We start from the raw sequence: 20,757 nt of genomic DNA, 5'->3' as shown, positions 1-20,757 counted from the left end.
ACTCTATATTAGGAGCTGAATTTATCATCAAGTGTGAAATCACAAAGAGAAGAAAAATGATCAATAGGAAATTTAATTTAATCTTTGATTTTGATGGTACATTAGCCGATAGTTTCCCCATTGCTATTGAACAATTGACGCTTTTAGCTAATGAACTAAATTTACGCAAAATAGAGCCCTCCGAATTAGAAATATTAAGGAATCTAACATCAAAAGAACTCATCCATTATCTAAAAATTCCATTTTATAAGCTTCCTTACCTAATGCATCGAGCAAGAGAGCAGATGAAAAAGGAAATTCCTATCTTATCTACATTTATCGATCTACCTGAAGTACTTAATGAATTGAAGCGTTTAGATTGCGCTATGGGAATAGTAACCTCGAATTCATTAGCCAATGTTTCAGCCTGGCTTGAACAACATCAAATGCAGAATATATTTAATTTTATTCATGCAGAATCGAGCTATTTTGGTAAAGGGTATTTATTAAAAAAAGCAATCAAATCATACTCAATGAAGTTGGATGATACTTTTTACATAGGAGATGAAACACGAGATATTGAAGCGGCTAAAAAATGTCACATCCATTCTATAGCGGTCACGTGGGGATTTAATTCAGAATCATTACTGACTCGTTATAATCCAACCCATATCGCGAGAAATCCCCAAAATATATTAACTATTGTGAACGAGCTATTTTAATTTTTTCTATTGAAAATTATCTTCTAATCATAATATGAGTTGTAATCACCATATCACTAAATCCCAAATGTAGCTGAAAGTAATGGTATTTTTAAGTCAACTTGCAGATTCTTTATTTCTAACCAAGCATCAGAAAATTGCTGGGCAATAACATGCTCAGGGCACAGGCTCACACAATACTGAACTTTTCTAAACCAGGTTGAATCCGTATTTCTTTTGCATTCTTTGAGAAATGATTCAATAATTTGATACAATTGACTATTTCCCGGACCAGAAAAAATAGATACTAAGGTACTGTTTCCATATCCACGCTCTATAGCTCTTTGAATTTCATCCATCCTTTTCTGGCAATGAAAAAATTTTGCCAACGGCTGGGTGAAAGACTTAACTTCGCTCTCTAGCTGCTTTATCTCCTGCACCTGCCGAGGGCGTCTTCGAGTTTTTTGGTGGTAACTCTTAACTTTTTCCAGCAGGCTGTTAAGACTTTCCTCAAATTTATCAACTAAAATTACCGTTGGTTTGTCACGTGCAACTTCATTAAGAAACAATTCTGCAGCAGTTATTACTAATTGTCGCCACTCATTGCTCACCTTAAATAATGAACACCAATCCCGAATAGGAAGAAACTTAAGAAGCTCACATTTTAGTTCTGCAGGTACTAAATTGATAAAAGGAGTACTTTTTTTCAGAATTTCTGGAATAAGAGTATCCTCAAAGCTCTTATTTTGAATAAGCTTAATAACCAAGAGAGGATCTTGAGCAATTACAGCGAGAATTATCTCTTGCAAGCTTTGGATAGAAGGCTTTTGCGAATTGCCTTCTGTTGCTGATGTCGATGCATCTATCGTCTCTGCTGTATTGAATTCTTTGTTATTTTTTGTATCCCGAGAAACATTAAGCATTTTGTTTGGCCATACCGTAAAAATGAAAACCAGTGTACCGCATTTTATAAAAACACAAAACCGTGTTTCTAAATCCTTGTGTCTGGGCGCCTGCCCGAAGGAGCCATAACCCGGGTTTCACTACATTACACAGGCAAGCCCCCCCTTATTAGTACCTTCGCTGCAAAGATGGGTACTAGTTATATTTCAAAGACGGAAATATAGCACATGATTGTTTTATTTTGACCCAAATGTTAGATTAACGTCCCGACAAGATGCATTGCATTTTAACTAACAATTAATTTATTGGATATTTAGAAGAAAATATGAACTCACGCATTACATACTTTCAAGAACAAATTAATCTTCTTCATGCAGTCTATGTTCTGCTAGAACAATCCTATAACTATTTAAGCGGCTTTAATCCACGAAGCTCTGATGAGCACAATGGAGTGAGTCAATTATTAAAAATTAAACAGGCACTGGAAGAACGTACGGAACTTGTGAGCAATTTACAAGGGATGCTAAAAGAACTCAAACGACAAAAAGATAACAAATCAGCTTTTAACTCCCTGAGTTCTGAGATAGGAAGGCGAGTAGAAAAATTACTCATTGATCTCATTGATCTGAGCTGCCCTGTTTCATCCCAAACGGCCCTTAAGAAGCAATATAGTCTGCTTCTGGCGAAAACCTTTAGCTCGCTGCAGATGCAAGAAAAATCCTTGTTAACCCAATTTACTTCAACTCTTACTGGCTCTCCCGCTATCAAACAATTTAAAGCAGAATTAAAAAAATACCTTGACGAATTGACTATGGCAATTCATCAAAAACAAAAAGTCATTGAACGAGAATTACCGCAAGAAACACAAAATGAATTAATTACGATTAGAGCTGGGAGTTTTAGTACATTACCCAGGGAAATAACAGCCTGCATTACTTCTTTTCTCAAACCAAAGGACCTATGCCGACTCTCAGAAACAGGCCATTTTTTTAGAAAAATAACAGAGATTCCCAGATCCAATTGGAAAACTTCTTTTAAAAAGAGTGTACCAACAATTACCGTTAATCTGATTGGCGATACAGATATTGGCATTAGAAGCCTAATCTGTCGACTTGCCGAAAACAAGTTTATTAATTCGAATAAGACACAGATTGAGAAAAGTCATGAGCAGAATGATAAGAACTATGGAACATTGTTGTTTCGTTATGAAAGCCCTTTAATTCAAGGACGCGATTATCCAATGACTCATAATGCAACTCCTTATTATGGAAAACAATATATGGGAGATAAAATTCATCTTTTGTGCTTTGATATACGTACTCGTGAGAGTTTTAATAATTTAATGTTTTGGTATCAAGATGTTTTTCGATATAACGAACATAATCCCCGCTTCAGGTTTTTATTGGTAGGCTTAAAATGCGATACTGATTCGGAGCGACAAGTAAGCAACCAAGAGGCAAAAGAACTGGCCGAACGTTTCAATACAGTTTATATCGAAACATCTGCAAAAGAAGGGATAGGGCTTGATAAATTAAAATCCCAAATCATCGAGACTTACGTAGAAATCCATAGGTCAATGTTTGTAAAACAAAAAGAGGAATCCCTCTATTCTATAAAGCCTTGAATTTATTAGACAGTTTTGTAGAAAGTCGAAATCAGGTTGGGGCTTACGAAAAACCCCAATCTCTTCGTTAAAAAATGTTTTTAATTCGGTCATTTAGTCTATCTAAACTCCCTCATTAAAAAAATTTTTTGCCTCAACCTAGAGGGGTTTCGTAAGTCCTGTAACTGTCTCTCTTAGTCATCAGAATAAGCAGCAAAACTACACGATGTAACTTTAAATACAACATAGAGTGCTGCCAGTTGGGTGTTCATCAAGCAAAAACGACACATTAGGATAGTTATTTAAGAAATTTATACCTGTTTCAAGGTTTTCTAGCTGTTTATCTCCTAGAAATCGCGCATCTACATAAACGCTATAAGCAGCCGCAGCAAAAACGAGTGCCGACAAGATGGCCATCCCTAATCCTAAAAGAGCGATACCCAAGGGGCCAGTGGCTGCGGCAGCTCCAAATAAAACAACGCCTAGAGCACCTACAGAAGCCACAATAGAATTCGCGAACAAGTTACACCCGGAAAAACACTTTTGTAATTTCTTATATTCTTCAATCTCATCTTTTAATTGTGAAAATTTATTATTCAATGCATTAGAAAACTGAACTGAATTGAAGCTGGGATCAGATATTGCTTTTTGCATCGATAGCTCGATAAGTGAACACATTGATTCAATCTGGGCAGCCCCTGTAATTTGTTTTAATTGCGCAAGACTTGTCATCATGCGTGAGAGATGCTTCTTTAAGTTCAATAAAGCTTGATATCGAGTTTGATCCCAATTCAAAGTTTCGCGATCTGACAGTTTTCTCTGAATATCTATTTCAAGGGATGTTGAAAAAAAACGGGGCAAATATATGTTGGAATACATAAAAATAGCATCTTGGAATGATTAACATTTAGGCATTATAAAAATTTAATTCCTTTTTTCAAGCATCTACTACTAATTTTTTACACAATGGCATCAATAATTCTCTTAAGAAAACCTTAAGATTTTGTCGATAGAATGCACAACACGATTATTAATCAATTTGCAAAAATTATGCCTACATTTATTCAAGTTTCAGAAGATGATGCCGTTCAATATTCTCCAAGCCAATTAGCCTATTATGCATTGCATCCAAAATTCGATAAGAAATTTCACGCATATGCAACTTATGAGCCGACAAAAATAGCTCCCAAAGAAGAAATAGTTTTAAAATCAACAGGCGTTCATCATTGTCATACGGTGATTGTCAGAGATCGCACATACAACAATTATTTTATGCTCCATGTCTCCCCGCAAGCTCTACGCAGACCCTATAACCCTGTCAATAAAGAGGTTGGAACAGCAGTAAGTACGAGTGGGTTTGGTCTATTTTTCATGGATAGTGATATAGCATTGACTAACGTTAAAAAACCAGCCTATATTGATTTAGATCCATACTATTATAATAGTGAATTGATAGGAACCCATTCGAACTCAGAATTGGAAGTAATTGTTGTTGCAAACAATGAACATTGGAACATTGAGAATGTCCAAGAAAAAATATTAACTACATTACAAGAACGAATTCCGGGAAAATTAGTCAAATCGAATGTAATTATCAATGAAGCATTAAATCACGCCTATTATTATAGCGTTGCATTTAATCCAGAGTCTGAAACGTTGACTGTTATTTCAAATAATGGCTTATACACCGAATCTTATGAGAATGCATTTAATAATAATATAAATAAATATGCCCATGAGAAACTCCCAGAAGAAAAGCAAATGAAGCTGAAAGAAAAGCTTCGGGATTTAAAAACACAATCTGATAAATTTTTAGGCAAACTACTTAGAGCCATAGACTCCCGTGAACCATTAGAGTATCTCGTGTTGAACCCATCTCATGATTTCATTAAATTTACTCAGGATAATCGAATAGAAATAGAGGAGCTTATCAATGGAATGGAATCTGTTATTAGCGAGAGTAAAAACCCTGTATTGAATCTTGGCAGCCCTGCTTTGTATGATGCCTACAAGAATTTAGGTTTGCTGCATTTAGGTGCCAGAAATTATGATAAAAGTGCATTCTATTTTAGCAGAGCAGCCGATTATGCCACCAGTATGAGCAAAGCAGAATTTGATGAGGACAAGGTATTCTTTTCAACTCTTGCAGGTGCTGCATTTGAACGCAATGGAGATCTAGAAAAAGCTTATCCTTATTATAAGGAAGCAACAAACTCATTTTTGGGCTACGTTAATCAAGCCGATGCCCAAATAAGCTTTGCCCGTATTGCGTCACAAATCAAAGGAAATGAAGTTGAAGCGCTAAACGTTGTTATTAAAGCCAAAAGAAATCTGAATACAGTAATCAAGCAAGTTGAACAGGGTCAGCCCCCTGAACAACAAAAAATTCTTAAAATATTAAACTTAAGAATAACTGCATGTGACAATCTGCTGCACTCATTACAAAACGTTTTAATTGAACATCGCCATGAGGATGATGTATTACAACATGAATACGATAAACTTTTTGCTCTCTCAACAGTCACATTGTAATTGCACCTTGCAGCAAAGGATAATGTAACCCGGGTAAAGGCGCCCCCCTTAACCCGGGAAATCCGTTTAGATACCCGAGATAAGCTTGGTATTGATCCGATTAGGGTAATGCAAAATGCCAATTCATGGCTTTAGATAACCCCTGGAGCATGATTTCGCCGCGAATACTATTTCCTTTCGCATTAACTCGTGGGCTTAATACGACAATCCCTGCTTTACCAGGAACAACGGCGATGGTATAGCCAGATACTCCACTTTTAGCCGGCATCCCGGTTTTAACCATATGAGTCCCTGTTTCATCATAGAGTCCACAAGTTGCCATGATTGCTAAAGTAATTTTACACGTTTCAGTGGAAATGATTTGCTCCCCACTTTCTGGATCTCGTCCGGCATTCGCTAATAAAGTAGGTAAAAAGAGCATCTGTTCTAACTTGGCTTCATAGGAACATAGAGCAAAATATAAGTCCAGAGTTTCATGAACATCCACCCCAAGATTGTTTCTGCTTTTCAATAAATAAGCGAGTGCACGGTTGCGGTTCCCCGTTCGTTTTTCAGAGGCAAAAACCAAAGGATTAATACTGAGACGTTGATTAAATAATTTTTGCGTCCAGTGTTCTAACCATCCAAATTGTTGCTCGCCTTTGCCCGGAATGCGTGAGCATAAAGTAATTGCCCCAGCATTCAGCATGGGATTTGAAGGTTTAGGACCAAATTGCTCCAGGCGAGTAATTGACGCAAAATCATCTCCAGAAGGCTCAACCTTAACCCATTCGAACACTTGTTCGCTACCAGCTTCCTCAAGTAACCCAATCAAAGGGATCATCTTGGATGTACTTTGCAGTGTTACTGGGCTCAGGAGGTCGTTGCTGTGTGAAAGAGGTTGCCCACCTAATGGTTGCACTGCGATCGCGGTTAAATCCGGATTCACATTAGCGAGTTCCGGAATATAATCTGCAGTCTTACCCTCTTGATTCAACTCAGCAGTACGAACTAAATCTTCTAACAAATTGATTGTAAGCAATGATGACATAAGATCCTTAGACGAAAAAAGCTGTCATTATGATAAATTTAGCACATTAAAACAAATAAATTTGCACAACGGATAAATTAAGAGAAGTAAAGTATGTAAGTGTAGTTTGCTTTAAAACCGAAAGGGAGAGAGCTTAAAAACGAGCCCCTGCTCGCGTAACCCCATCACAGTTTCGTTAATTTAATAATATGATTGTAATAGCTTGTATAACTATCGGAATTTAATGGTGAATAGTTTAAATTCTTTAATAAACCCGTTAGTTTCACAAAGAAATCACGCGCCTCTTCTTTCTCTGTAAATTCATATTCTTTCATAATGATATCAAACAGAAGATTAAAAAATTCCTTTTGGCGGTTCATAGGTACGGAAACATCGATAGGATCATAAGCATCTTGTTGCAAGTAGGTCATATCAAACATAAGCGATTTCTGATAGAGAATGTAATCTCGCATGGTAATACCTTCTTCACCTGTAACTTGCATCATATTAAAAATCTCTTGTCCCTGATGCAGCAGCTTGATTACCTCCATCACTTTAGTTGTCCATGTTGGCTCGATATTGGTTTCAAACCAAGGTTTAAGTTGTTCAAAATAACGCGACCAGGAAATTAATGGATCAACCGCAGGATAAAAGCGCTTATAAGCGCGATCATAACTTAACCCAAGAAACGTTTTAACTGAGCTTAATGTGGATTGTGTTACCGGCTCTTCGAAATTTCCGCCCGCAGGGGAAACTGTTCCAACTATGGTAAGACTACCCGTCGATTGATCGTGACATTGAATAATGCCTGCTCGTTCATATAATCCTCTAATGCTGCTATCCAAATACGCTGGAAAACCTTCTTCCCCGGGAATCTCCTCCATTCGTCCTGAGGTTTCCCGCATCGCCTGTGCCCATCGAGAAGTTGAATCTGCAATCAGTAACACATTAAATCCCATCTGCCGATAATACTCACCCAGAGTAATTCCCGTATAAATAGATGCTTCGCGTGCAGCGACCGGCATTGAAGAGGTATTACAAATGATAATGGTTCTATCCATAAGCGTCCCCCCCATTTTGGGGTCAACAAGTTTTGGAAATTCAGTAATGGTTTCTACTACCTCTCCTGCTCGCTCACCACATGCCACAATAATGACGATATCAACATCAGAATAACGTGCAATTAAATTCTGTAAAACAGTCTTTCCTGCACCAAATGGCCCTGGAATACAGGCGGTTCCACCGCGTGCGATGGGGAAAAAAGTATCGACCAATCGCAATGTAGTCATCATCGGTTCGCTAGGATAAAGGCGCTCTGCAAGATTATTTTTCATCAGGGTTTGCGCAATCGAAAAACGTACCGGCCACTTCTGTAACATGCTGACTTCGCGCACGTTATTTTCAGAGTCGATGAGCTTTGCTATGGGTGTATCAGCAGTAACAGTACCTTGCTGCAACCATTCCACTTTAAGGTGTTTCCCCATATCAAAAGGAACCATGATCTTATGGGTAAATCGCCCCTCTTGAACTACCCCCAATATGCTGCCAGCATTCACCGTATCACCTGCATGCACACATGTTGTAAACACCCATTTTCTATGTGGATCAATTGATTCTTCACGGACACCACGCGGTAAAAAAAAGCCATACTTGTTGGCAAAATTAGTTAAAGGATTTTGTAGGCCATCATAGATCATTCCTAATAAACCTGGGCCCAAAGTTACAGAGAGCAACTCCCCTGATTGCTCAACACGATCACCTATTGCTATACCGCTCGTTTCTTCGAATACCTGAGCAATCGCGGTATCGTCCTTTACCTGTAAGATTTCAGCCATTATGCGTTCGTCAGTGGGACTTTGAGCAGGGCAAATATAGATAATTTCATTCTTGATGATGGGCATAGATCCTTTTTGCTGGATATGCACAACACCCTCTTGTATTGCAATCACTGTGGCATTATGGACTAATTGCTGAGACTGTTTATCCTTCATGACACGCTCCCTTTGTCGTTCAAGATAACATCATTTGGCAGCTGCTTGCTTAATAATAAATTAGAGAGTTCATTCAAATAAGTTAACGCATTAGCTTTATTAAATTGCGACCAATAATGAATGATATTCCACCGGAGTAAGTAAATAATAATTGCCTCAAAATCAAAGTAATGCCCAGTTTCAATAATCGATAAATACTTCCAAATATAGGACAATAAAAACTCTTCGACTGCGACCGTATCTTTTTTGGCAATGTCTGCAGCAACCTTGGGCAGCCAAGGATAAATGAATTTCAATCCAAAATCTGGCTCACTCCAGTTTCTGAGCAATTTATGATTCCATCGCGTAATCCAATACTCTTGAGGGTTTTCGGGTGGTTCTTTTTTTTCATTTCTCATACGCAAGGCCGCAAAGATACTGCGTAAATCGAAAAACCAGATAAGGATATCGCGAATAAAAGCAGGCTCCTTGTCAATCAGTTGTTGAAATGCATCTCTTAGCTCAGACATGGATTGATGAGGTGCAAACCAACTTGTCCAAGCTAATGATTCTAGAGTAAAAGCAAGAGTAAATTTCTCTGTTGGGAGTAGTTTTAGCCGTTTTTCCAGTTGTAGCCTTGAAATAGGTGTTTCCTGAATTTGGAAATACCTGTTCATGCGCGGCAAGCTGCATACAACAGTATAATATTGACCGCTCATTGTAATAATCCTTCCAGGAGCGCTCTAAATCGAGGCTGCATATGCTTGATGAGTAAACTGCTGACGGCATCTTCCGTCAAATCCAGGACAATTTCTTCATTAACAAGGTGCACTCTAATCCCGGCGATTTTATTTTCTTGCTGATTGACGCGCATACTCATGCCTTCTCTGAGCATGCGCCCAGTTAAACATTTCACCATCGTTTTTAAGAAATCTTTTTCCAGTAATTCAGGATTTTTTCTAATCTCATCGAAATCGAGTACTTTTTGGGGCAATTGAATTTCTATATTTTTTGCTTTAAACGCGTGGATTTGCTCCACAGAATCTGTTGCAATTAAAAGAATTAATTGTCGTAATACATCCTTATCATCCAGTTCTTTATGTACAAGACATCTGACCTCTTGAGTAAAACGGTCAATCAGGTTTTGTCTGAGCTCAAGGCGCATATTTCGCGCTGCAAGCTGTAGTGCATCCTCTGCCGCCTTTTTTTCTTGTTGAATCAATTGGTGTGCTTCATCCATCATGGCTTTTGATTTAGTCTGCGCGCTATTGAGGATCGTGTTCGCCTTCTCTTGTGCTTCACTGATTAATCGTGCAGCTTCCTCTTTCCCGGCATTCACTCCATCCTGTTTTAACCGTTCGATTAGTGCTTCAACGCCTTGAGAAATCATGTTCGCCGTTTGATTTTGCTTGGGTTCCATAAAAAACTCCTATATTCCATTGCTTATTACCAGAGCAAATACAAATATGAATACTGCAAAACCTTCCACAATCGCGGCTGGAGCAATAGATAAACCAAATATTTCCGGCTTGTTTTTTGTTGCATTGATCGCACTGGCGCAACAATATCCTTGTTGAATGCCACATATCATCAAAGCGATTCCGGCCAAAAATCCAATACCAAAAAGTCCTCCAGCAATCTGCGGCGTAACTGTTCTATTGAGAGTAAACATAATGACTATTCCCAAAATGGCCTGGGTAGAGGGAAGCACTGAAACACCGATGTATTTTCCATATCCACTTCCAGTATCTAACATCACGCCAATTGCCGCTTGTCCTGCAATGGCGCAACCACAGATACTTCCTATTGTTGCTAATGCCATCGGAGCAAATATACCTGCCCATCCAAAAAGTACCATTAACTCATTCATGGGATATCTCCTGTTTCTTAAAAGGCTGATAACAATACCCATCCTCCTTGATGCTCCATTTGAAAAACTCGATATAATTTAGACGAAGTCCATGAACTATCGCGCTTATAAAACATAAAACAAAATTAAGTGTTTGTCCGATAATTAAAATAAGAACCGCTAAAACCCAGCTACTTGGTTTACCAAATTGGGTAATATGCTGCGCCATGGAATTAAATGTGACTGCTAATGAAGCCCCTGCCATTCCTAATGCAAACAAGCGAAGATAGCTGAGGATGTCGCCAAATAGCGAGGGCAATTCCGTTAAAGCCCCCAAACTGTGAACAATTCTTTTTGCAAGATTATTAAAGCTGGTAATCGGTTCGTTTGAGGCAAAAATCATGATCAGCAATAAGCTCAGGATAAAAGGAAAAATGGCTAGTTGGGTTATCGTACTGTTATGTTTCATCAAACCAATGGAATAAAGTAATGTGGCAACAATTAATAAAATAAACCCTGAAGATTGAATGCGTTCATGGCGATGTTGGGCAAACCAGGCACGCATGCCACTAGCAATACAAATATGCAGACATCCTATGATAAGAACGAGGAGCATCATCAATTTGAAATCATTGATATCAATTATTTTCAATGTCGCTAACCATGTTCCTGCTTTAGGTTCAATACCAAAATAACTCCCAAGCATGGCGCCATATAGAATGGAAAAAAGACTAATAACCACTAATAAAGGTCTTAACCATACTGCGGCATTGTATTTTCCTAATCTTTTCCACCCAAAAACTGCGAAAAAGGCCAATAGAATTCCATAGCCAGCGTCAGCAAGAATCATCGCAAAGAAGATTGAAAATGAAAAAAAGACCATAATGGAGGGATCTAATGCATGATATCCTGGTGTCTGATAAAAATTAACGAGCTCAGCCCCACCTTGCAACCAGGGATGTGATTCCATAAGCGTCGGTGGTAGTTCTTCGGGTAACGGTTTTTCGATGACCAAGCTTAATTGGTTCTCTTGGCAAAATTGAGTGAGACGTGATAATTCATTATGCGGTACCCAAGCTTGTAACAAGAAAAATTCATCATGCTCTTGTGTTTGTCCTGAAGCCTTCTGCAACTCGGTTCTATCAGAAAATTGAGCTACCTCGCGGGCTAACAAATAACGATAACGCGTTAAATTACGTCGTTCATCCATAAGATCATCAATTTTTTCATTCAATTCATTTAATTCAACACGCAGTGCTTCTAAAGCGATCGAACCTGTATGAATCCGATGAAAAGGAAATTGCTCTTCTTGAGGCTCTTGCTCGAACAGCACGATAATAAAAGCATAACGATGATTCCGATACACTTCGTGCAAAGGAACATTTTTGGGAATCCGGGCAATTTCTTTCAGTTTAATTTTATAAAACCATAATTTGATTCCGCCTAAATCACCATCGGGAGGTAATATAAACTCACCCCATTCAGATACCTCACGAATTCGTGTTGTTAAAAAATCACGTCGATCAATTGCAATTCTCAAATCATGTTGGTTCGCTAAAATCTTTTTTACCACAATATCCGGATTAAAATCTTTCCAAATAAGGCGAGGGTTTCCATGCTCCGGTGAATTATTAAGATAAAGCAATGCACATCTTATTTGATCAAGTAATGTTGTAGAAATAGTAGTTAATGCCGTTTTTCTGGGTGGGTTAATAGCAATCAAATGCATGCAACCTAATTCTTGTAAAGCACTTAAAATATCTGCCTTGCATCGACTTGGCCCAAAGACACTCACTTTCTCAAAGGTTGCGATACTCATCGTAGTATCCTTTTCTTTTTAGCGATTTTCGAACGAACCACTGCGGCACGCTCATTATCGGCCAAAAAAATCTGAATCAGCCGGATATTATTCAATGACTTGGGAATTAATACTTTTTCAAAAAGATTTTTTCGCTGAGTTACCGTTTGAATGGATTTAGCCAATCGCCGTTGCCGTTCCAGTGCTATTTGCAAACGCAGCTGCAATTCGATTTTTTCAGTGAGCACAACAATTAACCGCTCAAACCACTGCGGTGTATTAAAATACACATAATCTATAGGATGGAAAGTAATCGTTTGTAACAGCGGTAACTTGATGCCAGCAATATTTTCTTCAGCGAGGGCAATTTCTTTAATGTCAATGAGTTTACTTAAGATGTTCATAGTGCTTGCAACCATAGGTACATCATTTTGAATGCAGTGTTCCAAGGCTTCTTTTTTTTGTCTTAATTCATTAACTTGAGTATCAACACGGCTTCGCTCCGACAATAATTTTTTCCTTTTCAATTCTAAGGAAGGCAAAAATCGCTGATAGTTCTTCAGATTTCTTTGCTCTAGACTTAGTGATGCTTTATTGAGTTTGATTTGCGCCATGATCGGTATCCGGTTGAGTCTTGGCATTAAAATATTTAGCAATCAGTTCTTGTTTCATAAGTAATTCATTTTCATGAAAACACTCCGCAAGTGTTTGCCAGCATAAATCCAATGCCTTTTCTAAAGAGATGGAAACTTTAATATCCATAAATCGTTCACGGAACAAACGACCAAATTTAAGTAACCGTTCATCAAATTCAGAAATTTCAAAAGCCATTGCTTGTTTTTGCTCCGCTTCACAGGCAGCTGAATAAAAGCGGATCATCGTATTCATAATTTGACCGTGATCATCACGTGTTTGTTTGCCAATCACATGTTGTTTGAGTCGGGATAGTGAACCAAATGGATCAATAGAGCCTGAGTGCAGATAAAGCTGACCTTCGGTAATGTACCCAGTATTGTCAGGTACAGGATGCGTTACATCATTACCTGGCATCGTAGTTACTGAGAGAATGGTGACCGAGCCAGCACCTTGGAAGTCACAAGCCTTTTCATATCGTCTTGCCAATTGAGAATAGAGATCGCCCATATACCCTCTGTTTGATGGCACACGTTCCATGGCAATACCCACCTCTTTTAATGCATCAGCAAACGCCGTCATATCGGTTAATAACACCAGCACACGTTTGCCTTCTTCAATTGCCATTTTTTCAGCAACAGCTAACGCCATATCGGGAATAAGTAATCGTTCTAAAATAGAATCGGAAGCCTGATTTACAAACATAATCGTCCGGGCAATTGAACCATGGTCTTCAAAAGTTTTACGAAAAGCATAATAGTCATCAAACAATAGCCCCATTCCACCAAACACAATAATGTCTGCCTCTGCTTGGGTTGCAATTTTTGCCAATAATTCATTGTAAGGTTCACCTGCGATTGAAAATATGGGAATTTTTTGACTTTCAACCAAGCAATTAAACACATCAATCATAGGAATATTGGTGCGGATCATTTTGGAAGCAAGCGTTCGTCGCGTAGGATTTACTGTGGATGTACGAATAGGTGTTGTATCGTCTTGTTCTAAATTAGGACCACCATCAATAGGTTGCCCAACTCCATTAAACACACGTCCGAGAATGTTTGGAGAATAACTCACCCGCATCGGATGGCCAAGAAAGGTAACTGAAGCGTTTGTTGATAACCCTTTGGTGCTCCCATACACTTGCAAAGTAACGATCTCGTCTTCTAAATGGGTAATTTGAGCAAGTAATACCCCTTTTGAGGTATGGATCAACGCTAAATCATCGAGTCTTGGAACTGAAATTGCACGCATATCATGAGCGTATGGGACAACTATTTTCAGTATATCCCCAGTAATTTCATGAACATTTTTATAGTGAATATTGCTCATTATACTCTCTTGTTTTTTTCGCATTGGCCATCATAACGGCCACTGCACATGATGCAATCCGAGAACGAATATTGTCAGAACGACTGGTTAAGATAATGGGTACCGCAGCGCCTAAAATGATGCCCGCAGACAGTGCATCAGCAATCAATACCATTTGTTTGGCTAAAATGTTACCGGCTTCTAAATTGGGCACGACAAAAATATCAACATCACCAATCACTGTGGATTTAATATTTTTAGTTTGGGCTGCATGGAGGCTGAATACATTATCATAAGCAAATGGACCATCGACAATTGCTCCGGTAATTTGTTCACGCTCAGCCATTTTTGCCAAGCATGCTGCATCTGTTGTCGATGTCATCTCGGGATGCACGGTTTCTACTGCGGATAAAAGCGCTACTTTTGGTACTATTTCTTTACTAAATGCATGAAACAGATCGACTGCATTCTGAATGATGTCTTTCTTAACCATCAAGTCAGGAGCGATATTAATTGCTGCATCAGTAACGATAAATGGCTTATGATATTTTTCAATCGCCATAATAAACGCATGACTGATGCGACGACGAGTTCGTAATCCATTTTCTTTCTTAATAACCGCATGCATCAATTCATCCGTATGCAAACTCCCTTTCATTAAAGCGGCAACCTTTCTCTCTCTCGCCAATTGCACTGCTTTTTCAGCAGCCACCTGTGACTCTGCAATATCAATTAATTCATAATCGCCAATATCAGCTTTTATGCTTTTTGCAATGTCTTGAATTTTGGATTTAGGCCCAATAAAAACAGGGTCAATTAACCCCAAATGATTGGCTTCGATTGCGCCCTCAAGGGAATCCTCGCTGCAAGGAAATACTACAGCTACCTTGATCTTTGGTAAGGCCTGACACTTTTGTAGAAAATTCTTTGCTAATTTATCCAAATCAAGTCTTTTGTGATCCATGTTTTAATCTATCCCTTTTCACCAAACCACTCTGTTTTTGAATAAAACTATTTATTTCTGGAATAATCTTCTTTCGAAACTTGCTGCCATTAAATAATCCATAGTGTCCAACTTCTTTCGCGAGATAATACTTTTTCTTACTTTCAGAAAGGTTTTTGCATAAATTAATAACCGATTTAGTTTGTCCAAGCCCCGTAATGTCATCATGCTCACCTTCAATAATCAAAATCGATGTATTTTTTATATCCTGTAAACGAATGTTCTTTCCTCGAGATTTGTAATGACCTTTAGCAAGTAATTGCTCTTGAAAAACCGTATTGATTGTCTGCATATAAAATTCAGCCGTCAAATCCATCGTTGAAAAATACTCAAGGTAAAAACGTATCGTTTTAAACGCAGATTCTCGGTTATTTTCCGCATAATCCGTTATAGCTGATTGGAGCGATTCCATGTGCCGTTGCCAGTTCATGCTCATGAAACCAGAAAGCTGCATAAACCCAGGATAGACTAACCGCATTGCCCCAGGAAATCGACTTGGAACCATAGAAATTACATTCTGTTGAAACCAATCATCGCCTCTCGAAACAGCAAGTTCATTTACCGCAGTAGGAGAGTGACTCGTATCGATAGGCCCACCCAATAAAATGGTGCAACGAGGTAATTTAGGGTCTTTAGCGGTTGACATCAACGCAAGAGCAGCCAAGACAGGAACTGTAGGTTGGCATACCGCCATCACATTCAATCCAGGCCCCAAAAGTTTGAAATAAGAAATCACATATTCAATGAAATCATCTAAGTCAAATGCTCCCTCTGACAAGGGAACATCGCGTGCATTGTTCCAATCGGTAATATATACATCATAGAATGGTAATAGTGCTTGCACCGTATCTCTTAATAAAGTTGCATGGTGGCCTGACATCGGGGCAACAAGAAGCATTTTAGGGAAAACATGATCATCAATCCCTTTTTTCTTGAAGCGTAATAAATGACAAAAACTTTTACGATCAACGACCTCCTCAACAATATCATAATAGTCATCACCTAATTTTATATCTTTGATATCAAAGCTCGGTTTCTCATAAATGTTTGTCATCATATGAGAAAAATAAAAATAGCCGGTTAACTCTCTAAAATATTTAATTGACGAATGCATAGCCGATTCACCTAACTCTTTTTGCATGTCAGAAAGAAATGGCAGATTAATCGGTAAATCCATGGTATCAGCTATTCGTCGAAACCGTTTGGAAAGCATGAGACAATAATCTGAGTAGGGCTGGAGCGACCTCATTGTCAAATCATACCAGTTGTACAAAGAGCGGTTATCAATTGGGTTATGCAACATAGAACTATCCTTAATCTAATGCAGCATTGAAATTGGAATTGGCTATTGAAATAGTATAGAACATTTTGTTTTTAATTGTACTCATTAGGCCGATTTTTAATTATTACGCAATATTTTTCAGCTCAATAAGTATCCCTTTTTTAAAACACAACAGCATCAACCTGTGTGTCTAGCGAAATTCATGACACCCAACCTACTGATCGCAAATTAATCTAATTGTTTAACTATGGTCTAAAATTAACTATAAGACGTGTTCTTTAGATTGAAATGCTATGAGTGATGGTAGAAAAATATTTAAAGGCAAATATGGAGAATATGAAAAAGGAACCATGCATGGACAGCACATTACTTGCAGGAAAAAAAGCATTAGTCATTGGCATTGCCAATGACAGCTCCATTGCTTTTGGTTGTGCACGAGCATTAAAAAAGGCAGGCGCTGATCTGGCAATTACTTATTTAAATGAAAAAGCCAAACCATTTGTAGATAAAGTCGCCAAGGATCTCAGACCATCTATTTATTGTCCTTGTGACGTGACTCAAAATCAGGATTTGGATAATTTATTTTTACAAATAGAGAAAAAATGGGGACAAATAGACATCCTCATCCACTCGATTGCTTTCGCGCCAAAACAAGATTTACAAAATCCTGTGCATGAATGCTCTAAAGAAGGCTTTCTCATGGCCATGGATATTTCCTGTCATTCATTTATCCGTATGGCCAATCTGGCTAAACCGCTGATGAAAAATGGGGGCTCATTGTTTGCCATGTCATTCTATGGAGCGGAAAAGGTCGTCGAAAACTATAATCTCATGGGACCTGTTAAAGCTGCTTTGGAGGCTTCTGTGCGCTATATGGCGGTGGAATTGGGTCCAAAACAAATTCGCGTCATTGCACTTTCTCCGGGTCCGCTAAAAACACGCGCAGCCTCAGGCCTTGAAAAGTTTGATGATTTAATCCAACATGCTAAAGAAAAATCGCCACTAAAATCATTAGTTGATATAGATGATGTAGGGGCAATGGTTGTTTTTCTTGCAAGCCCATATGCAAAAAATATTACTGGCGACGTCATTTATATTGATAGCGGTTACCATATTATAGGTTAATACCTTCTCTTAAATTTCGTCCCTAAATGTTCCGATAATACCTGAATATGCTAAAATTGATATGATCTGGAATATTGAACATCAATGGTGCCAGATCACATACCCCATACTCAATGTAAATTAATGAAGACCGTCATGAACAATCATCAAAAAATCGCTTGCCCTATTTGTGGGAAACAGAATACCTGGCACCCTGAGAACCGGTTCAAACCTTTTTGCTCTGATCGATGTAAACTCATTGATTTAGGCGAATGGGCCAGCGAAACGCGAACAATTCCTGGAAATCCTCTTGATCCCGATCTCAAAGTTGCGGTCCATAACAGAGAAGATGAATAGTTTTATGCAGAAAAAAATAATAGTTGATGAGAACCCAGGACATCACCATTATATTATTTTATAGATTTTTGTTTTATTTGCTCCTCTGTAGGTAACTTGATTTCATGGACTAACCCCACGCGTGATAGTAATAATATTAATATATAAGAAAGATCAATTTGCCATTTTTTTAACCCATGCTTGGCTGAACTTGGAAAAGCATGATGTCCATTATGCCAACCCTCACCATAAGCGAGAAGCGCAAAGAGCCAATTATTTTTACTGTTGTCCTGAGTTTTAAAATCTGTTCTGCCCCAAATGTGACAAATAGAATTAATGGACCAGGTAACATGTTGTTGGAAACAGATTCTGACAAATCCACAAACAATAACTCCTTCCCAGAACGAATACCAGCTCATGTACATTAATCCATTGATGATTCCAGGAATAATTATTCCGCCCAGAGCAATAAGGCTATAATGTTTGTTTATAAGCAATAAATCGCGATCCCGGAGCAAATCGCCCAGGTAATATCGCCAGTTCTCTAAAGTATGATTAGCCATCCATCCCATATGAGCGTGATAAAAACCATAGAGCCCCCCTTTTTTTGTTGAAAGGGGTGAATGCGGATCGAATTCAGTCTCTGTATATTTGTGATGTCTTCGATGAGCAGCTATCCAAAAGAATGGTGGTCCCTCATAAGCCATGCAACCAAAACAAGCAAACACAATCTTAACCCATCGCTTTGCCTTGAATGAATGATGCGTTAACAAGCGATGAAAACCAATCGTAATCCCTAAAACGGTACAGCTGTAACAAATTAAAAACAATATTAATGTACCAACACCAATATTAAATAACATCCCTGAAATTATGCTGTATAGTGTAACTAATAAGGGTATCCATATTATGGCTCTACTGTATCGCTTTTCCGAATTGGTTAAACCACGATACAAATGCAATTCGGTCTGTTTCATAACTACCTTAATCAAAGAGCTTTGAGTCTCTCTATTTGAATTAATGAATGTTATAAATATAGGCAAGTAATTTTCATAATTCAACCAATATGATCCAAATTTAACCATAAAATCACATTTGTCAGCGATGATAATGTCGCTCCATATACTTATCCACAATCATTTTGATCGTCATATACAGAAAAAAATTAGCAAAAATAATGATTATTTTTTGAATACCAAAAAAGTGACTACACTCATAAAATAGAGAAAAACTGGAGCAGATAAATTTTTATTTGCAAATTATTGGACTATCGAAATGAACTCAAGAAAAAAAATCGAAAGTGTAGTCGAATTGTTCACAGAACGTTGTATCTCCAACCCATCAGCTCCGTTATATTACTTTTCCACAACAGGGCTGTTTGAACACAGTATCAAGGCCAAATCAGATTTTTACATCATTTTGCCCTTCAGAAGGCTCCGCATTTTTAGGATAAATTCTTACTTTAATAATTTTTGAGGGGGTTGCTTTTTCAATTTTGGCATTAAACTCTGGAAACTCAATACGCTCCCCTTCCTTAGGCAAATAACCTAATCGATGAAGGAATAACCCATTTAAAGTATCAATTTCGTCTTCTATATCGATATCCTCATCAATTGCTTGTTCTAAAAAATAAATGGAACAATTCCCCGAGGCAGATATGGTTCCATCTGCATTCAATACCCAATCCACTTTGGTACGATGAAATTCATCTTTAATGCGGCCAATCAGTACTTGCAGTAAATTATCGATCGTGACAAAACCTAAAATAGTTCCTTTACCGCTGTACACAAGAGCAAAATGAGACATCCCTTCACGGAATTTATTTAATAAATCCAATGCAGGTAGACGGCGAGACACTTTAAGGACCGGTCTAATCAGTGAGTGTAACTCTTTGATTTCACCATGCTGATAAAAAATAGGAAGCAGATCTTTTACATGAATAATACCAATCACATCTTTTTTATCTGGGTCATAAACAGGATATCGACTGTAGCGATGCTCCATAATTACATCGATAATTTGTTGTATCGGCTTACTTATGTTGATCACGATCATTTCTTCACTAAAGCGCATGACTTCAGTGACTTTAAGATCGGCTAAATCAAGAGTGTGTTCAATGATTTCAACCTCTTCTTCAGTAAGCTCACCATGCAGATGGCTTGTCCCCAAGAGCAGCTTTATTTCATCTGTTGAATAAAAATACTCAGTCTGGTGGACTTCATCTAATTTAAACACTTTTAAAAGAAAATTTGAACAAGTATTAAGTACCCATATTGCCGGGTACATTAACCAATAAAAACCATATAAAGGAAGTGCAGTCCATACGGATACCCGTTCTGATTGACGAACAGCAAGGGATTTAGGCATTAATTCTCCAACAACAATATGGAGAAAAGAAATAAATGAAAACGCAACGAAAAAAGCAATTACTGTAATTACTCTCGGTGAATCAACGCCAATAAAAATCAGAACAGGCTTAAGCAACTCAGCAAATGCCGGCTCTCCTACCCAACCCAAACCAAGTGATGCAATCGTGATACCGAGCTGACATGCAGATAAATAAGCATCAAGATTTTTATGCACATGAACTAAAATTGTTCCCCGTAGACCATAATTATCTTTGATTGCTTCAACACGGGTCGCACGAAGTTTTACCATGCCAAATTCAGCGGCAACAAAAAATGCATTGAGTAAAACCAACAGAAGTGCTAAAAAAACCTGAAAAAAATGAATCACCTATAATT

The 20,757-nt window shown here is 38.1% G+C and carries 19 protein-coding genes; 5 read left to right on the top strand and 14 right to left on the bottom strand.

Features of this window, described 5'->3' with window-relative positions; translation table 11 throughout:
- Positions 1–56 precede the first annotated feature (56 nt).
- The gene (locus DGG96_RS04745) at positions 57–701 is read left to right on the top strand and encodes an HAD hydrolase-like protein (RefSeq protein ID WP_110141810.1); all 645 of its coding nucleotides are present in this window, start codon (positions 57–59) and stop codon (positions 699–701) included.
- A 56-nt stretch (positions 702–757) separates the two neighbouring features.
- On the opposite strand, the gene DGG96_RS04740 is transcribed toward DGG96_RS04745, so the two are convergent.
- Complete coding sequence (locus DGG96_RS04740) at positions 758–1,603, bottom strand: hypothetical protein (RefSeq protein ID WP_110141809.1); 846 nt, start codon at positions 1,601–1,603, stop codon at positions 758–760.
- Positions 1,604–1,908: 305 nt separating this feature from the next.
- On the opposite strand from DGG96_RS04740, the gene DGG96_RS04735 reads away from it, so the two are divergent.
- Positions 1,909–3,207: an F-box-like domain-containing protein gene (locus DGG96_RS04735; protein ID WP_110141808.1), complete on the top strand. Its 1,299-nt coding sequence runs from the start codon at positions 1,909–1,911 to the stop codon at positions 3,205–3,207.
- 213 nt (positions 3,208–3,420) lie between these two features.
- Here the strand turns inward: DGG96_RS04735 and DGG96_RS04730 are convergent, their stop codons facing one another.
- On the bottom strand, positions 3,421–4,065 hold the full coding sequence (locus DGG96_RS04730) for an apolipoprotein L family protein (protein WP_110141807.1): 645 nt from the start codon (positions 4,063–4,065) through the stop codon (positions 3,421–3,423).
- Positions 4,066–4,200: 135 nt separating this feature from the next.
- Between DGG96_RS04730 and DGG96_RS04725 the strand changes: the two genes are divergently transcribed.
- Entirely contained in the window at positions 4,201–5,718 is a 1,518-nt protein-coding gene (locus tag DGG96_RS04725; RefSeq protein WP_110141806.1) for a hypothetical protein, read from the top strand.
- A gap of 100 nt (positions 5,719–5,818) precedes the next feature.
- On the opposite strand, the gene glsA is transcribed toward DGG96_RS04725, so the two are convergent.
- The 10 genes from glsA to phaZ form a co-directional block, all read right to left on the bottom strand.
- Entirely contained in the window at positions 5,819–6,748 is a 930-nt protein-coding gene (gene glsA / locus DGG96_RS04720) for a glutaminase A (protein WP_110141805.1), read from the bottom strand.
- A gap of 164 nt (positions 6,749–6,912) precedes the next feature.
- Positions 6,913–8,718 carry a V-type ATP synthase subunit A gene (locus DGG96_RS04715; RefSeq protein WP_110141804.1) on the bottom strand — a complete coding sequence of 602 codons (1,806 nt, stop codon included), beginning with the start codon at positions 8,716–8,718 and terminating at the stop codon, positions 6,913–6,915.
- Positions 8,715–9,416, bottom strand: a complete 702-nt coding sequence (locus DGG96_RS04710; RefSeq protein ID WP_110141803.1) for a DUF2764 family protein — start codon at positions 9,414–9,416, stop codon at positions 8,715–8,717. The genes DGG96_RS04715 and DGG96_RS04710 overlap by 4 nt, the downstream gene beginning before the upstream one ends.
- On the bottom strand, positions 9,413–10,117 hold the full coding sequence (locus DGG96_RS04705; RefSeq protein WP_110141802.1) for a hypothetical protein: 705 nt from the start codon (positions 10,115–10,117) through the stop codon (positions 9,413–9,415). The genes DGG96_RS04710 and DGG96_RS04705 overlap by 4 nt, the downstream gene beginning before the upstream one ends.
- A gap of 9 nt (positions 10,118–10,126) precedes the next feature.
- Complete coding sequence (locus DGG96_RS04700; RefSeq protein WP_110141801.1) at positions 10,127–10,567, bottom strand: ATP synthase subunit C; 441 nt, start codon at positions 10,565–10,567, stop codon at positions 10,127–10,129.
- The gene (locus DGG96_RS04695) at positions 10,560–12,365 is read right to left on the bottom strand and encodes a V-type ATP synthase subunit I (RefSeq protein WP_110141800.1); all 1,806 of its coding nucleotides are present in this window, start codon (positions 12,363–12,365) and stop codon (positions 10,560–10,562) included. The genes DGG96_RS04700 and DGG96_RS04695 overlap by 8 nt, the downstream gene beginning before the upstream one ends.
- Positions 12,362–12,958 (bottom strand): V-type ATP synthase subunit D, encoded by a 597-nt coding sequence (locus DGG96_RS04690; RefSeq protein ID WP_233590516.1) that lies wholly within the window; start codon positions 12,956–12,958, stop codon positions 12,362–12,364. Before DGG96_RS04690 ends, DGG96_RS04695 begins: the two co-directional genes overlap by 4 nt.
- Complete coding sequence (locus DGG96_RS04685) at positions 12,936–14,309, bottom strand: V-type ATP synthase subunit B (protein ID WP_110141799.1); 1,374 nt, start codon at positions 14,307–14,309, stop codon at positions 12,936–12,938. The genes DGG96_RS04690 and DGG96_RS04685 overlap by 23 nt, the downstream gene beginning before the upstream one ends.
- Positions 14,290–15,252, bottom strand: coding sequence for a bifunctional enoyl-CoA hydratase/phosphate acetyltransferase (locus DGG96_RS04680; protein WP_110141798.1), 963 nt, complete (start codon positions 15,250–15,252; stop codon positions 14,290–14,292). Before DGG96_RS04680 ends, DGG96_RS04685 begins: the two co-directional genes overlap by 20 nt.
- Positions 15,233–16,594, bottom strand: coding sequence for a polyhydroxyalkanoate depolymerase (phaZ, locus tag DGG96_RS04675; RefSeq protein WP_110141797.1), 1,362 nt, complete (start codon positions 16,592–16,594; stop codon positions 15,233–15,235). The genes DGG96_RS04680 and phaZ overlap by 20 nt, the downstream gene beginning before the upstream one ends.
- Positions 16,595–16,927: 333 nt before the next feature.
- Between phaZ and fabI the strand changes: the two genes are divergently transcribed.
- Positions 16,928–17,698 (top strand): enoyl-ACP reductase FabI, encoded by a 771-nt coding sequence (gene fabI / locus DGG96_RS04670; RefSeq protein ID WP_110141918.1) that lies wholly within the window; start codon positions 16,928–16,930, stop codon positions 17,696–17,698.
- A 135-nt stretch (positions 17,699–17,833) separates the two neighbouring features.
- On the top strand, positions 17,834–18,034 hold the full coding sequence (locus tag DGG96_RS04665) for a DNA gyrase inhibitor YacG (RefSeq protein ID WP_110141796.1): 201 nt from the start codon (positions 17,834–17,836) through the stop codon (positions 18,032–18,034).
- Positions 18,035–18,087: 53 nt separating this feature from the next.
- Here the strand turns inward: DGG96_RS04665 and DGG96_RS04660 are convergent, their stop codons facing one another.
- Together DGG96_RS04660 and DGG96_RS04655 are read right to left on the bottom strand one after the other, a co-directional pair.
- The gene (locus DGG96_RS04660; protein WP_110141917.1) at positions 18,088–18,990 is read right to left on the bottom strand and encodes an acyl-CoA desaturase; all 903 of its coding nucleotides are present in this window, start codon (positions 18,988–18,990) and stop codon (positions 18,088–18,090) included.
- A 424-nt stretch (positions 18,991–19,414) separates the two neighbouring features.
- Complete coding sequence (locus DGG96_RS04655; protein WP_110141795.1) at positions 19,415–20,749, bottom strand: hemolysin family protein; 1,335 nt, start codon at positions 20,747–20,749, stop codon at positions 19,415–19,417.
- Between the last annotated feature and the right edge of the window lie 8 nt (positions 20,750–20,757).

Source organism: Legionella qingyii, from assembly GCF_003184185.1.
This window is presented reverse-complemented; position numbering and strand designations above follow the sequence as displayed.